Genomic DNA, 14,195 nt, shown 5'->3' with positions numbered 1-14,195 from the left:
ATCGACTATCGCCGATGGCTGCAAGCGGTTGCAAGCAGGACTTGTCCCAGCGATTTCGGCCGGAGGCTGACAGCCTGGCGTCAGCTATTGCTGGTGGCTCGCACCTCGGCCATGCTGGTGACGCCGGTCAGCACCTTGGCGATGCCATCCTGGCGCAGCGTACGCAGACCCTCGGCCAGTGCGGCGTGCTGGATCTCCTCGGCGCGGGCGCCGGTCTGGATCAGGCGGCGCACATTGCGCGAGACCATCAGGAGCTCGTGCAGGCCGGCGCGGCCCTTGTAGCCGCTGTGCTCGCACTGGCCGCAGCCGGGACTGTGGTAGTGCTGCAGCTGGCCCTTGACGCCGTGCTGCGAGACCCAGTCCTTCAAGAGCGCCGCGCGCGAAGGGCGCTGGTCGACCGGGAACACATGCAGGTAGTCGTCCAGCCACTCCTGCTGGTCGGCATCGCTCAGCGGTTCGGCCACACGGCAGGCCGGGCACAGCCGCCGCACCAGGCGCTGGGCCAGCACGGCCAGCAGCGAGTCGGCGAAGTTGAAGGGGTCGCAGCCCATGTCGAGCAAGCGGGTGACGGTCTCGGCCGCGCTGTTGGTGTGCAGCGTGGACATCACCATGTGGCCGGTCAGCGAGGCCTCGATGGCGATCTCGGCGGTTTCCTGGTCGCGGATTTCGCCGACCATGATCACGTCCGGGTCGGCGCGCAGGAAGGCCCGCAGCGCCTTGGCAAAGGTCCAGTCGATCTTCGGATTGACCTGCACCTGACGCAGGCCGGCCTGGGTGATTTCAATCGGGTCCTCGGCGGTCCAGATCTTGCGTTCGGCCGTGTTGATGTGGGCCAGGGCCGAGTGCAGCGTGGTGGTCTTGCCGGAACCGGTGGGCCCCACGCACAGCACCATGCCATAGGGCCGCGCCACGGCCTCGCTGAGCTGGCTCAGATTGCTGGCCGAGAAGCCCAGCTTGGAGAGAGGGATGGGCTTGGCCGACGACAGGATGCGCATCACCACGTCCTCGAGACCATTGTTGGTCGGGATGGTGGCCACGCGCAGCTCGAGCCGGTGCTGGGCCGAGAAGCGGGCGAAGTTGATCTTGCCGTCCTGCGGCTTGCGGCGCTCGGAGATGTCGAGGTCGCACATGATCTTGATGCGGGCGATCATGGCGCTGCGGTAGGTGTGGGGCAGCTCCAGGTAGGGGCGCAGCTGGCCGTCCTTGCGGAAGCGGATCTTGAGCTTCTCGCGGCCTGGCAGCGTCTCGATGTGGATGTCGGACACGCCCTGCGTGTGGGCCTCGATGATCATGGTGTTGATCAGGCGCACCAGGGAGTTGTCGCTCTGCTCGATCTGCGAGTCGTCCTCGCGGCCGCTTGAGCGCTCCAGGCCTTCGCGCTCCAGCGTCTCGATCAGCTTGTCGGCATTGTCGAGTTCGAAGTCGGCCTGGAAGGCGGGCAGGTTGAGATCGCCACGCGGGACGTTCTCGCCGCCGAAGCGGTCGTACACGCCGGGCAGGGCGAACTGCAGGCTGCCGACCTTGGCCAGCGCTGGCACCACCTTGACCTGGGTGATGAACTCGGCCTCGTCGATCGCATCACGCCGGGTCGGGTCTTCCATCGCCACGACGAGGCGGCCCTCGCGCATCATCAGCGGCATCATCTCCAGCCGTTTGGCGATGGCGAACGGCAGCTTGCGCACCGCATCGGGCTCGACCGGGAAGTTCTCCACGTCCACCAGCGGGTAGCCCATCTTGCGCGCCAGCGCTGACTGCAGGGCCTGGCGGCTGACCACGCGCTTGCGCACCAGCAGCTCACCGAGCGGCACTGAGCGGTCCTGGCGCTGCTGAACGAGCGCCTCCTCGAGCTGCTCGGGCGTCACCAGCTCCAGCGCCAGCAGGGCTTCGCCGATGCGCACCATGGGCATCTTGGATTGCTGCTCGATGGCCTGCAGCAGCTGTTCCGGCGTGACGATCTGCTTGGCCACCAGGATCTCGCCGACGCGGCGCGAGCGCAGGTCTTCCTGCTCCCGGGCCACCGCCTCGACCTGCTCCAGCGTCGCGGCCTGGGCGCTGACCAGCAGGTCGCCGATGCGCTCGCCGACGTCAAAGTCCGCCAAGGCCTCACGCGGGATGAAGAGACGCTGGACCTCGTCGGTGTCCTCGCTCAGCGGCACGAACAGGAACAGGCCCTGGCCGTCGTGGTGATGGCCTATGGTGAGGCCGTTGAGGTCGCCGCCGCCTACAAACTGCAGGCGAAAGGGGGCGCGCGGCCGGTGGTCCAGCGACAGCGGGTTGTGATGCGCCGACGGGTCGCGCGGCGCGGCCGGCAGCGGCGTCAAAAGCTTGAGCACGCGGAACTGGCCGAACTTCAAGGGCATGGCCGCGCGCGCCGGCGGCACCTTGATCTGCACCAGGCGCTCGGTCGGCTTGAAGCGGATCAGGTGGCCGCTGCTGCGGCTGTTGTTGAGGCCCTGGATCTCGCAAGGCTCGGGTACCTGCTGCGCCATGGGCTGCGGATAGGCGGCGTAGGGCGGCGTGGGCCAGAAGAAGGGCGCTTGCGTCGATGCGCTGCCTGCGTCCTCGAGATCGGACCTGACCGTGTCATGGGGCCAGGGAATCGAGGCGGACGGATCAGACATGCGTGGGTCTCCAACAGCTGCTTCTCATGAACAGGCCTGAATGCTAAGCGCAAAGGACCATGGCAACACTCAGGCCATGTCCCGCTTCTTGTCCTCTTCGAGCTTGCGAGCGTAGACGGCCAGCACGATGCGTTCGGAGTGCACCAGGTAGTCGTTCAGCGCGGCGGCGGCGCGGGCGAACTCGCCGGCCTCGGCCAGTTCGAGGATGTCGCGGTTCATGTCCACATAGGGCGCATGCAGGAACTCCGGGTCCTGCAGGAGACCGAAGGCGAGGCGCAGTTCGGCCAGCACCTGGGCGAACAGCAGGTTGAGGCGCTCGCTGTCGGCCAGTTCGACGATGCCCATGTGGAAGGCCATGTTGGCCGTGCCCACGGCCTGCCAGTCGGCCGCATCGCGGGCGCGGATCGCCCGCTCGACGGCCTGGCGCATGCGCTTCTTGGCCGGGTGGCGCGGATAGGCCTGGGCCAGGGCCTGGCACTCGATCAGGCGGCGCACGCGGTAGATGTCGATGATGGCGGCGATGCTGGGCGCAGCCACGAACACGCCCCGGTTGGGCTCATGGCGCAGCAGGCCGTCCTTGGTCAGCAGGCGGAACACCTCGCGCAACGTGTTGCGCGAGATGCCCAGGTGCTCGCTCAGCGATTGCTCCGACAGGCGCTGGCCCGGCTGGAACTCGCCGGCGGTCAGCATGCCGCGCAGCTGCTCGGCGATGCGCTCGCTCAGGCTGGTGGCCTGTGTTGCGACTTCGGTAGCGGCGGGCGGAGGGCTGGATTTCATCGGAAGGAGGCCTGGTTCTGGGGTGCCGGGGGCAGCGGATGCCGGACGCCATTCTGCCCGCAGGCAGTCTGCTTTCGTGGAACAAGACTGCGGGTTTGCACCAGGATGCGTTTTGGCATGAAAGGGCAACAATTCATCAATTGTTCAACAATTATTTGTTGTTGTTCTTCAATAAACCCAGCACGGAGCAGCCAACCTCATGACAAGCGATCCTTACCTGTGGCCCCTGATCGGGGTGGCCGTGATCATCGCGGGCTTCGTGCTCCGCTTCAATCCGATGCTGGTGGTGGCCATCACGGCCGTCGTCACCGCCGTGGCGGCGGGCTTCCCGGTGCAGAAGCTGCTGGCCACCATAGGCACGGGCTTCGTGAAGACCCGCAACCTGCCGCTGATCCTCTTGCTGCCGCTGGCCGTGATCGGCCTGCTGGAGCGTCATGGGCTGCGCCAGCATGCGCAGCAGTGGATTGCGCGCATCCGCTCGGCCACCAGCGGCCGCCTGCTGATCGTCTATCTCGGCGCGCGCCAGCTCACGGCGGCCGTGGGCCTGACCAGCCTCGGCGGCCATCCGCAGATGGTGAGGCCGCTGCTCGCGCCCATGGCCGAGGGTGCGGCCGAGGCGCGCTACGGCAGCCTGCCCGAGCGCGTGCGCTTGAAGCTGCGCGCCTACGCGGCGGCCACCGACAACGTGGGCCTGTTCTTCGGCGAAGACATCTTCGTGGCCTTCGGCGCCATCGTCCTGATGACCACCTTCCTGCACGAGGCCGGCATCGACGTCGAGCCCATGCGCATCGCGCTGTGGGGCATACCGACCGCCATCGCGGCCTTCGTGATCCATGCCTGGCGTTTGCGCCGCCTGGACAAGGCGCTGCAGCAGGAATTGGGCGCCGGCTCGTCTGACGCTCGCAAGGAGTCATGAGATGACATTGACCCTTGACCTCCTGTTCTACCTCGCCGGCTTCGTGCTCAGCGCCATGTCGCTGATGACCTTGGCCGACCGCCAGCATCCCAAGCGTTTCACCAGCGCCTTCTTCTGGGGCCTCTACGCGCTCGTCTTCCTGGTCGGCCACCTGCTGCCGCCCGAATGGGTGGGCGCCGGCGTGCTCCTGATGGCCTTGATCGCCGGCCTCGGCGGCGTGGGCGCCGGCAAGCACCAGTTGCCCTCGGCGGCGGAGTCGCTGGCCAGCGCCAAGCGCCTCGGCCACAAGCTCTTCGTGCCGGCCCTCGCCATCCCGCTCTTGACGATGGCGGGCACGCTGTCGGCCAAGCATCTCTTCATCGGCGGCGTGCCGCTGATCGAGGCGAAGAACGCGACGCTGGTGAGCCTCGGCCTCGGCTGCATCGTGGCTCTGGGCCTCGCTTGCTGGCAGACCCGCGAGGCGCCTGTCCAGGGCCTGCGCGAATCGCGGCGCCTGATCGATGCGCTGGGTTGGGCCCTGGTGCTGCCGCAGATGCTCGGCATGCTGGGCCTCGTGTTCTCGGATGCCGGCGTGGGCAAGGCCGTGGCGCACGTGACCACGAGCTACATCAACATGGACCTGCGCTTCCTGGCCGCCACGGTGTATGTGGTCGGCATGGCGCTGTTCACCGTCATCATGGGCAACGGCTTCGCGGCCTTCCCGGTGATGACCGGCGGCGTGGGCGTGCCCATCCTCGTCGGCGTGTACCACGGCGATCCGGCCGTGATGGCCGCCATCGGCATGCTCTCGGGCTACTGCGGCACCCTGATGACGCCGATGGCCGCCAACTTCAACATCGTGCCCGCCGCGCTGCTGGAGCTGCCGGACAAGAATGCGGTGATTCGGGTCCAGGTGCCCACGGCCCTGGCCTTGCTCACGGTCAACGTGCTCCTGATCAACCTCCTGATGTTCCGCTGAAGGACTGCTTGCCATGCATCGCCTGCTGCTCACCGGTTTCGAGCCCTTCGACAACGATGGCATCAATCCATCCTGGGAGGTGGCGCGCGCCTTGCACGGCTGGCCCTGCGAGGGTGTGACGGTCGAAGCCGTTCAACTGCCTTGCGTGTTCGGCGCCGCGCTGCAGCGGCTGGACGAGGCCTTGCTGAAAGGCCCGGTGCCGCAGCTGGTCGTGGCGCTGGGCCTGGCCGGCGGCCGCGCCGAGATCACGCCGGAGCGCGTGGCCATCAACATCGACGATGCGCGCATCGCCGACAACGCAGGCGGCCAGCCGGTGGACCGCGCCGTGCAGGCTGAAGGCCCGGCTGCGTATTTCTCGACGCTGCCGATCAAGGCCATCGTCCATGCGCTGCGCGAGGCCGGCCTGCCGGCCTCGGTGTCCAACACGGCCGGTACCTTCGTCTGCAACCACGTCTTCTACGGCTTGATGCACCGCCTCGCCACCAGACCGCAACTGGCCGGCGTGCGCGGTGGCTTCGTCCATCTGCCGGCCTTGCCCGAGCAGGCGGCGCGCAAGCCCGGCCTGCCCAGCATGGCGCTCGCCACGCAGATCGAAGCCCTTCGTGTGCTCTTGCAAACGGCATTGCGCACCCAGGCCGATCTGCGCGAGCAGGGCGGCAGCCTTCACTGATTGAACCCGGATTGATGCCATGAAAATCGACCTCAACAGCGACCTCGGCGAAGGCTATGGCGCCTGGCGCATGGGCGACGACGCCGCCATGCTGGCCATCGTCAGCAGCGCCAATGTGGCCTGCGGCTTCCATGCGGGCGATCCGGCCGGCCTGCTGACCACGCTGCGGGCGGCGGCCAAGCAGGGCGTTTGTGTGGGCGCCCATGTGTCCTACCCCGACCTGGTCGGTTTTGGCCGCCGAAACATGGACATGGCGAGCGCCGACCTGTGCGCCGCCGTCATCTACCAGATCGGCGCTCTGCAAGGTCTGGCTGCAGCCTCCGGCACGCGCGTGCGCTACGTCAAGCCGCACGGCGCGCTCTACAACTTCATCGCGCATGACGAGCGCCAGGCGCAGGACGTGATCGCCGCCGTCAAGGCCGTCGATCCCTCGCTGGCCCTGGTGGTGTTGGCCGGCTCCAGGCTGGCCGACTGGGCCCGCGAGGCCGGCCTGCACACGGTGGAAGAGGCCTTTGCTGATCGAGGCTACCGCGCCGACGGCAGCCTGGTGCCGCGCAACGAAGCAGGCGCTGTGCTGCACGAACCCGACGCAGTTGCCGAACGCATGCTGCAACTGGTGCGCGAGGGCACGGTCTCCGCCGTGGATGGCAGCCTGGTCCGCATCGCCGCCGATTCCATCTGCGTCCATGGCGACAGCCCCGGCGCCGTGGCCATGGCCCGGCGCCTGCGCGAACGGCTGCAGGCTGAGGGCGTGGTGATTCGCCCCTTCATGGATGCGGCCCGCTGATGCGCATCCTGCCTGCCGCCGAACACGCGCTGCTGGTCGAGCTCGACGATCTGCCGCAAACGCTGGGCCTGCTCGCCTCACTGCAGGCGGCGCCCATCGAGGGTGTGCGCGAGATCGTGCCCGGCGCGCGCACGCTGCTGATCGATTTCGACCCGTTTCGCGTCAGCCGCGATGAGCTGGTGGCGCAGCTGATCGCCCGACCGCTGGACCAGCGTGAAGCCGCCAACGGCGCGCTCGTTGAAATCCCGGTTCACTACGACGGCGAAGATCTCGCCGAGGTTGCGCGCCTGCTGGGCATCACGGCCGAAGAGGTCGTACAGCGCCACACGGGCAGCGACTGGTTCGTCGCCTTCACCGGCTTTGCGCCCGGTTTCGCCTACCTCAGCGGTGGCGACGAGCTGCTGCGCCAGCTGCCGCGCCGCGCCAGCCCGCGCACCCGCATTCCACCCGGCGCTGTGGCGGTGGCCGGCGGCTTCAGCGGCGTCTATCCCAAGGCCAGCCCGGGTGGCTGGCAATTGCTGGGGCAGACCTTCACGCCGATGTGGGACCTGCAGCGCGAGCAGCCGGCCCTGCTGCAACCGGGGCAGCGTGTGCGATTCGTCGATGCCGGGCCAAGGCCTTCGAATGCGCAAGAGCTGGGCCGTCAAGGGCCTGTCCCCGAGATGCCGGGCGATGGACCTGCATTGGAGATCAACAAGCCCGGCTTGCAGGCCCTGCTGCAGGACCTGGGCCGGCCCGGCCAGGCGGGGCAGGGCGTGGCCGCCTCTGGTGCGATGGATCGCGGCTCGCTGCGTGCTGCCAACCGGCTGGTGGGCAACCCTGCCGGCAGCGCCTGCATAGAAATCGTCCAGGGTGGTTTCGAGTTCACGAGCCGGGGCGACACCGTCGTGGCCGTGACCGGTGCCGACGGCCCGCTGGACCTGATCGCGTCCGATGGCCGCCGCTGGCCCGTGCCGCGCCATGCGCCGCTGGCTCTCGGCGAGGGCGACCGCCTGCTGGTCGGTGAACCGCGCGCCGGCCTGCGCAGTTATGTAGCCGCGCGCGGCGGCTTCGCACGCCAGCCGGTGCTGGGCAGCCTCTCCTTCGACACGTTGGCAGAGGTCGGTCCGGCGCCGCTGCGCGCGGGTGATCGCCTGACACTGAATTCACGGCAAGACCTGACCCCGGTCGGTTCGCCGGAGGCGCCGCGAAGCTGGCCCACCGCGAACGAGCTCGTCACGCTCGACGTGCAGCTCGGCCCGCGCAGCGACTGGTTCACGCCCGAGGCGCTGGCGCTGTTCGGCTCCCAAGCCTGGACCGTCACGCCGCAATCGAACCGCATCGGCGTGCGCGTGCAGGGCGAGCAACCCTTGACGCGCGCCATCACGGCCGAGCTGCCCAGCGAGGGCACGGCGCTCGGCGCGATCCAGGTGCCGGCCAGCGGTCAGCCGGTGCTGTTCCTGGCCGACCATCCACTGACCGGCGGCTACCCCGTCATCGCCTGCATCGCGCCCTGGCATCTGGACCTGGCTGGCCAGTTGCCCATCGGAGCGCAGGTCCGCTTCCATGTCGTGGCCGGCTTCGCGCCGCTGCACGCTCCATCCGAATCACGCTGAACCCGAGCCGTACACCATGAAGAAGGTCCTGATTGCCAACCGCGGCGAGATCGCCGTCCGCATCGCCCGCGCCTGCGCCGACTACGGTGTGGGCTCCGTTGCCGTCTATGCCGATCCCGACCTGGATGCGCTGCATGTGCGCGTGGCCGACGAGGCTTGGGGCTTGGACGGCGCGCGCCCGGCCGACACCTACCTGAACATCGCCAAGCTGCTGGACGTGGCCCGCCGCAGCGGCGCCGACGCGGTGCATCCGGGCTACGGCTTCCTGTCCGAGAACGCTGGCTTCGCTCGCGCCGTCATCGACGCTGGCCTCACCTGGATTGGCCCGCCGCCCAAGGCCATCGAGCAGCTCGGTGACAAGGTGCAGGCGCGCCGCCTGGCGCTGGAGGTGGGTGCCCCGCTCGTGGCTGGTTCGCCAGGGCCGGTGAGTGGCGCGGAGGAGGTTGTCGCCTTCGCGCGCCAGCACGGCCTGCCGATTGCGATCAAGGCGGCCTTCGGCGGCGGCGGACGCGGCATCAAGGTGGCCTGGAAACTGGACGAAGTGGCCGAGTTCTACGAGTCGGCCGTGCGCGAGGCCACGGTGGCTTTCGGGCGTGGCGAGTGCTTCGTCGAGCAGTTCCTGGACCGGCCGCGCCATGTGGAGGCCCAGGTGATCGCCGATCAGCAGGGCCGCGTGGTCGTGCTCGGCACGCGCGACTGCTCGCTGCAGCGGCGCAACCAGAAGCTGGTCGAGGAAGCGCCAGCGCCATTCCTGACTGACGAGCAACGTGCGCGCATCCACGGCGCAGCCCGCGACATTTGCGCGCGCGCGGGCTACGTGGGCGCGGGCACGGTAGAGTTCCTCTTGAGCCAGACCGGCGCCATCTCCTTCCTGGAGGTCAACACGCGGCTGCAGGTCGAGCATCCTGTCACCGAAGAAACCTGCGGCCTCGACCTGGTGGTCGAGCAACTGCGCGTGGCCGATGGCCTGCCGCTCTCCATCACCGAGACGCCGGCGCCCCGCTGCCATGCCATCGAATTCCGCATCAATGCCGAGGACGTGGGCCGCGGCTTCCTGCCTGCGCCGGGCCCGGTCGTTCGCTTCGACCCGCCTGGTGGCCCCGGCGTGCGCGTGGACAGCGGCGTGGCGAGCGGCTCGGTGGTGCCTGGCACGTTCGACTCGCTGATGGCCAAGCTGATCGTCACAGGCAGCACGCGCGAGCAGGCGCTGGCGCGAGCGCGCCGTGCGCTGGCTGAGTTCCGCATCGAGGGCTTGCCGAGCGTGCTGCCGTTCCACCGCGAGGTGGTAAAGCACGCCGACTTCACGGCCGAGGCCGGCTTCAAGGTCCACACGCGCTGGATAGAAACCGACTTCGCGAACACCCTGGCGGCGGCTGTGCGGGCCGAGCCCATGAATGAGCAGCCCCTGGTGCGGACCGCTGTCGAGATCGACGGCCGGCGCGTCAGTCTGGGACTGCCGGCGCTGCTGCTGCAAGGGCTGCCCGCTAGCGGCGGGGCTCAGCCTGTAGCGGCTGCGAGTGATGCCTCGTCCGATCCCGCTGTTCTCGCAGCGCCCATGCCCGGCAATCTGCTGGCCTGGAAGGTGGAAGAGGGCGCCGAGGTGAAGGAGGGCGAGCTGGTCGCCGTGATGGAGGCGATGAAGATGGAGTCGCAAGTGCTGGCGCACCGGGCCGGGCGCCTGGCGCGCCAGGCGGAGGCGGGCACGTTCCTGGCGGCCGGCACCGCACTGGCCCGGATTGCTTAGTCGCCCGACGACTCTTCGCTGTAGCTGCGCCAGCGGGCCGTGGCCTTGCGCATCAGCTTCACCTGGCCGGTGAAGCGCGTGCAAGCCGTGCAGGCATAGAGGTGCAAGCGCACGGCCAGGCGCTCCACGAGCGGCAGCGCGCGGTCCTCGGCTCTCAGCACCAGGGCCGTCACCTGCTTGCAGGTACGCCGGAGCGGCATCGTCACGTCGTCTTCTCCTTGTGGCCAAACCAGTTCAGTTCCAGGCATTCGCGCAGCCTCAGACGGGCGCGGTGCAGCATCACCCAGAGGTTGGTCGGGCTGATCTGCAAAGTCTTACAGATCTCCTCCGTCTCCAGCTCCAGCCACTCGCGCATCATGAAGAGCCGGCCCTGCTGACCAGGCAGCTTGTCCACGCAGGCCTCCAGCACCTTCATGAACTCCACCTGGCGAAGGCTGTGCTCCGGGTCGCCCCAGTCGGGCGGCACCTCGCGCCAGTGGCCGTCTTCCTTGAACAGCTCGTCCTCGAAGTTCTGCTCATCGTCCTCGGTGGTGGTCGAGAGCTCGCGGCAGTTGCGGCGGATCTGGTCCACGAGCTTGTGCTTGAGGATGCCGATCAGCCAGGTCTTCAGCTGGCTCTGACGGCCGAAGGCTTGCGGCTTCTCCAGTGCGGCGAGCAGGGTTTCGGACACGGCGTCCTCGGCCCAGGCGCTGTTGCGCAGCTGCAGGAGCGCGAACTTGAGCAGCTGCGGGCGCAGCTTCTCCAGGGCCGGGGCGATGTCGGTGGCTTGTGCATCCATTTCGCCGGGCAGTGTAAGGACTTGGCCGGCTCTTGCGACACTAGGGCAGTCGCGCCATTCGGCCGACACGCCACACCACAGATGGAGCAAGCAATGCAGACCAAGCAAATCCTGTCCTCGGCCCTGGCCGCTGCCCTCAGCCTCGGCCTCGCCCAGGCCGCCTCGGCCCACGATGCCAAGGACACCAAGACCAAGGAGAAGTGCTACGGCATCGCCAAGGCTGGCCAGAACGACTGCTCCAACCTGAGCGGCAGCCACTCCTGCGCCGGCCTCGCCAAGGCCGACAACGTGACCGAGGAATGGAACTACGTGGACAAGGGCAGCTGCAAGGCCAAGGGCGGCATGAGCACCGACGAAGCCAAGGCCAAGCTCAAGGCCAAGAAGTAAACCATGCGCGCGGACGCCATCGGCATCGGCTGGCGCCAGCCGCATTACGCAGCGCTGATGGCTCGGCAGCCCGCGCTGGACTTCATCGAGGTCCACTCGGAGAACTTCTTTGCCGATGGCGGTGCGACGCTGCAGGTGCTGATGGGGGCCCGCGAGCACTACCCGGTCAGTCTGCACGGCGTCGGGCTCTCGTTGGGCTCGGCCGCCGGCCTCGATGCCTGGCATCTGGAGCGGCTGGCGCAGCTGGTGGAACGGATCGATCCCGTGCTGGTCTCCGACCATGCGAGCTTTGCCCGTGTGCCGGTGGCCGGTGGCGCGGTGGTGCATGCCAACGACCTGCTGCCCGTGGCCTTCAACGAGGCCAGCCTGGCGATCATGGTGAGCAACGTGCAGCAGGTGCAGGAGCGCTTGAAGCGGCCAATCGCCGTTGAGAACCTCAGCGCCTACCTGGGCTGGCGCCTGAAGTCCGGCGATATCGCCGAGCCGCAGTTCCTGATGGAGCTCTGCCAAAGAAGCGGCTGCGAGCTGCTGCTTGATGTGAACAACCTGATGGTCAATGCCTTGAACAGCGGGGCCGATGAGGCCGGAGCCATCGAGCAGGCGAGTCGCTGGATCGCCTGCATCGAGCCTGAACAGGTGGCCGAGATCCATCTGGCCGGCCATGCGAACCTTGGCGACATCGTCATCGACGACCACGGCAGCCGCGTCAGCCCGGCGGTCTGGCAGCTGTACGAAGCGGCGCTGCGCCACTGCGGCCCGGTGCCCACCCTGATCGAATGGGACACCGACATCCCGGCGCTCGATGTGCTGCTGGACGAAGCCGCGCAGGCCGTCGCGAGGATGCGGCGATGAGCACCGAGTTGCAGCGCCAGCAGGCGCTCTTGCAAGCCTTGCTCAGCGGCGAGCCGGCCGAGGGCTTGAGCGCTGCGGCCCATGGCGTGAAGCGCGGCCTGCAGGCCTATCGCGTCAATGCCCAGGCGGTGGCGGCGCGGGCCTTGGCGGCGGTCTACGCGCCACTGTACGAAGAGCTGGGCGAAGAACAGTTCGCCGCCATGGCCTGGGCCTTTTGGCGCCGCCAGCCGCCCGTGCAGGGCGACCTGGCGCGCTGGGGCGGCGGCCTCGCGGACTTCATGGCCTTGCAGCCGCAAGTGCCGGCGACGCTGGTCGACCAGGCGCGCCTGCTGTGGGCCCGGCACGAGGCGGAGCAGGCTGCGGATGCGCAGCTCGATGCTGATTCCTTGCAGTGGCTCGATGGGCGGCATGAGGCCGCAGCGCTCTCGCTGCGCTTGATGCCCGGGCTTTGCCTCGTCGAGCGGCAAGCCGGGCCGGTGCTCGTCTGGCGCCGCGACTGGCGCGCCGTCAGCGAACACCTGCCGGTGGCTGAGACGCTGTTCTTTCATCGATTGCTGGCGGGGCTGTCGCTCGGCGAGGCGCTCGACGCCACGCTGGCCGCCCATCCGGATTTCGATTTCTCGGCCTGGCTGCAGCGCGCGCTGCGTGAGCCCTGGCTGCAAGCTGTGGAAGTGATCTGAAATGACTACCCTGATGAACCTGCTGATGAGCGCGGTGATCAAGCCCTTGAGCGACCCCGGCCAGGCAGCCAGTGGCGGCGACTGGTACCAGCGGCCGCTGGCCTGGCTGCAGTCGGTGGCGCTGCTGGGCGCGCGGCTCTATGTGGCCCAGGTGTTCTTCCAATCGGGCCTGAGCAAGCTGCGAGACTGGTCCAGCACCCTGGCCCTGTTCCAGGACGAGTACCACGTGCCCCTGCTGCCGCCCGAACTGGCGGCCTATATGGGCACGGCGGGCGAGCTGGCACTGCCGGTGCTGCTGGTGCTGGGCCTCTTCGGCCGCTTCGCCGCGCTGGGGCTGTTTGTGGTCAACCTGATGGCGGCGCTGAGCCTCGAAGAGATCGCGCCGGCCGCGCTGGCCGGCCATCAGCTGTGGGGCGTGCTGCTGCTGTTCGTCGCCTTGTGGGGCGCGGGCCGCTTGTCGGTCGACGCCTGGTGGCGGCGCCGCAGGACTCGCGAGGCAGGGCGCTGAAAGTCCGCGCTATTCGCGCGGCCTGAGACTCAGCACGATCACCGGCGGCACGCGGCCGTCGGTGTCGCGGGGCAGGATCTCGGTCTTGTCGATGGCACGTTCCACTGCCCGGTCCCATTCCGCATCGCCACTGGGCTTGAGCAGGCGCTTGGAGATGATGCGGCCATCCGGCGCCACGCGCACTTCGACCTCGGCCACCGGATTCGTGGCGCCTACATCGAACACGATGTTGGGCCGGATCTTGGCCTTGATGCGCCCCGCATAGCCGGCCGAGGGACCGCTGCTCTGCTGGGCCGTGCCAGTGGCATCAGCCGCACCGGTGCCGCCGGCCAGGCCTTGCAGGCGGCGCAGTGCGTCCTTGCGGGCGTTCTCCTGCCGTGCCTCGGCTTCCTTGGCGGCCTTGTCCTTCTGCTGCTTCTCAAGCTGCTTGGCCTTGTCGAGCTTGTCCTGCTTCTCTTGCTTCTCGGCCTTCTCCGCTTTTTCCTTGGCCAGCTGCTTTTCGCGCTCCTGCTTTTCCTTCAGCTGCTTGGCCTTCAGCTCCTTCTCGCGGATCTCGGCCAGGCGCTGCTCTTCCTTCTTTTCCTCGGCGCGCTTCTTGGCCTTGGCGATGGCGATCTCGGCTTCGCGCTGAGCCTGCAACTCCTCGGCGCTGGGCTCCTGGGGCTTGGGCTTGTCCTCGACCACCGGCTTGGGCGGCTCGGGCTCAGGCTCGACCGCTGCGGGCGCTGCCGCCTGCGGCACGGCCGACCACAGCTCGGCCTCGAAGGCCTCGGGCGTAGCGCTGTGCCACTGCACGTTCAGCGTCAGCGCCAGCAGCAACAGGGCGTGCGCCACCAGGGCGACGGCAAAGCCACGGCCCATGGCTATCGGCTGCGGCGGTCGCAGCGAAAGCCCAGGCATCTGCAGAGTGCTGTTCTGCATC

15 protein-coding genes are annotated in these 14,195 nt (G+C 68.4%); 10 read left to right on the top strand and 5 right to left on the bottom strand.

Annotation, left to right across the window (positions count from 1 at the left end; genetic code table 11):
• Positions 1-80: 80 nt before the first annotated feature.
• Entirely contained in the window at positions 81-1,970 is a 1,890-nt protein-coding gene (locus J7U46_RS00550; RefSeq protein ID WP_282824919.1) for an ATPase, T2SS/T4P/T4SS family, read from the bottom strand.
• Positions 1,971-2,690: 720 nt separating this feature from the next.
• A complete protein-coding gene (locus J7U46_RS00545; RefSeq protein ID WP_282822864.1) occupies positions 2,691-3,398 on the bottom strand; it encodes a GntR family transcriptional regulator in 708 nt (235 codons plus the stop codon).
• Positions 3,399-3,597: 199 nt separating this feature from the next.
• Here J7U46_RS00545 and J7U46_RS00540 point away from each other — a divergent pair, with 199 nt between their 5' ends.
• From J7U46_RS00540 to J7U46_RS00515, 6 genes are read left to right on the top strand one after another with little or no spacing between them, the layout of a single operon-like run.
• Positions 3,598-4,314: a DUF969 domain-containing protein gene (locus J7U46_RS00540; RefSeq protein ID WP_282822863.1), complete on the top strand. Its 717-nt coding sequence runs from the start codon at positions 3,598-3,600 to the stop codon at positions 4,312-4,314.
• Between the two features lies 1 nt (position 4,315).
• A complete protein-coding gene (locus J7U46_RS00535) occupies positions 4,316-5,272 on the top strand; it encodes a DUF979 domain-containing protein (RefSeq protein WP_282822862.1) in 957 nt (318 codons plus the stop codon).
• Positions 5,273-5,285: 13 nt separating this feature from the next.
• Complete coding sequence (gene pcp / locus J7U46_RS00530) at positions 5,286-5,942, top strand: pyroglutamyl-peptidase I (RefSeq protein ID WP_282822861.1); 657 nt, start codon at positions 5,286-5,288, stop codon at positions 5,940-5,942.
• Positions 5,943-5,961: 19 nt separating this feature from the next.
• Positions 5,962-6,729: a 5-oxoprolinase subunit PxpA gene (locus J7U46_RS00525; protein ID WP_282822860.1), complete on the top strand. Its 768-nt coding sequence runs from the start codon at positions 5,962-5,964 to the stop codon at positions 6,727-6,729.
• Positions 6,729-8,324, top strand: coding sequence for a 5-oxoprolinase/urea amidolyase family protein (locus J7U46_RS00520; RefSeq protein WP_282822859.1), 1,596 nt, complete (start codon positions 6,729-6,731; stop codon positions 8,322-8,324). Before J7U46_RS00525 ends, J7U46_RS00520 begins: the two co-directional genes overlap by 1 nt.
• A gap of 16 nt (positions 8,325-8,340) precedes the next feature.
• The gene (locus J7U46_RS00515) at positions 8,341-10,068 is read left to right on the top strand and encodes a biotin carboxylase N-terminal domain-containing protein (protein ID WP_282822858.1); all 1,728 of its coding nucleotides are present in this window, start codon (positions 8,341-8,343) and stop codon (positions 10,066-10,068) included.
• Here J7U46_RS00515 and J7U46_RS00510 read toward each other — a convergent pair.
• Complete coding sequence (locus J7U46_RS00510; RefSeq protein ID WP_282824917.1) at positions 10,065-10,268, bottom strand: zf-HC2 domain-containing protein; 204 nt, start codon at positions 10,266-10,268, stop codon at positions 10,065-10,067. The two genes, J7U46_RS00515 and J7U46_RS00510, sit on opposite strands and share 4 nt — an antisense overlap.
• 2 nt (positions 10,269-10,270) lie before the next feature.
• The gene (locus J7U46_RS00505; RefSeq protein ID WP_282822857.1) at positions 10,271-10,846 is read right to left on the bottom strand and encodes a sigma-70 family RNA polymerase sigma factor; all 576 of its coding nucleotides are present in this window, start codon (positions 10,844-10,846) and stop codon (positions 10,271-10,273) included.
• A gap of 93 nt (positions 10,847-10,939) precedes the next feature.
• Here J7U46_RS00505 and J7U46_RS00500 point away from each other — a divergent pair, with 93 nt between their 5' ends.
• The 4 genes from J7U46_RS00500 to J7U46_RS00485 are packed head-to-tail and all read left to right on the top strand — an operon-like array spanning position 10,940 to position 13,273.
• The gene (locus J7U46_RS00500; protein ID WP_282822856.1) at positions 10,940-11,233 is read left to right on the top strand and encodes a DUF2282 domain-containing protein; all 294 of its coding nucleotides are present in this window, start codon (positions 10,940-10,942) and stop codon (positions 11,231-11,233) included.
• A 3-nt stretch (positions 11,234-11,236) separates the two neighbouring features.
• Positions 11,237-12,085: a DUF692 domain-containing protein gene (locus J7U46_RS00495; RefSeq protein ID WP_282822855.1), complete on the top strand. Its 849-nt coding sequence runs from the start codon at positions 11,237-11,239 to the stop codon at positions 12,083-12,085.
• A complete protein-coding gene (locus tag J7U46_RS00490; RefSeq protein WP_282822854.1) occupies positions 12,082-12,765 on the top strand; it encodes a putative DNA-binding domain-containing protein in 684 nt (227 codons plus the stop codon). Before J7U46_RS00495 ends, J7U46_RS00490 begins: the two co-directional genes overlap by 4 nt.
• Position 12,766: 1 nt before the next feature.
• Positions 12,767-13,273 carry a DoxX family protein gene (locus tag J7U46_RS00485; protein ID WP_282822853.1) on the top strand — a complete coding sequence of 169 codons (507 nt, stop codon included), beginning with the start codon at positions 12,767-12,769 and terminating at the stop codon, positions 13,271-13,273.
• Between the two features lie 9 nt (positions 13,274-13,282).
• Here J7U46_RS00485 and tolA read toward each other — a convergent pair whose 3' ends face one another.
• Positions 13,283-14,194: a cell envelope integrity protein TolA gene (tolA, locus tag J7U46_RS00480; RefSeq protein WP_282822852.1), complete on the bottom strand. Its 912-nt coding sequence runs from the start codon at positions 14,192-14,194 to the stop codon at positions 13,283-13,285.
• Position 14,195: the final 1 nt, after the last annotated feature.

Origin of the sequence: Pelomonas sp. V22, from assembly GCF_030014915.1 — a bacterium.
Classification (GTDB): Bacteria; Pseudomonadota; Gammaproteobacteria; order Burkholderiales; family Burkholderiaceae_C; genus JAUASW01.
The sequence above is the reverse complement of the archived record's forward strand: the minus strand, read 5'-3'. Positions and strand labels throughout refer to the sequence as shown.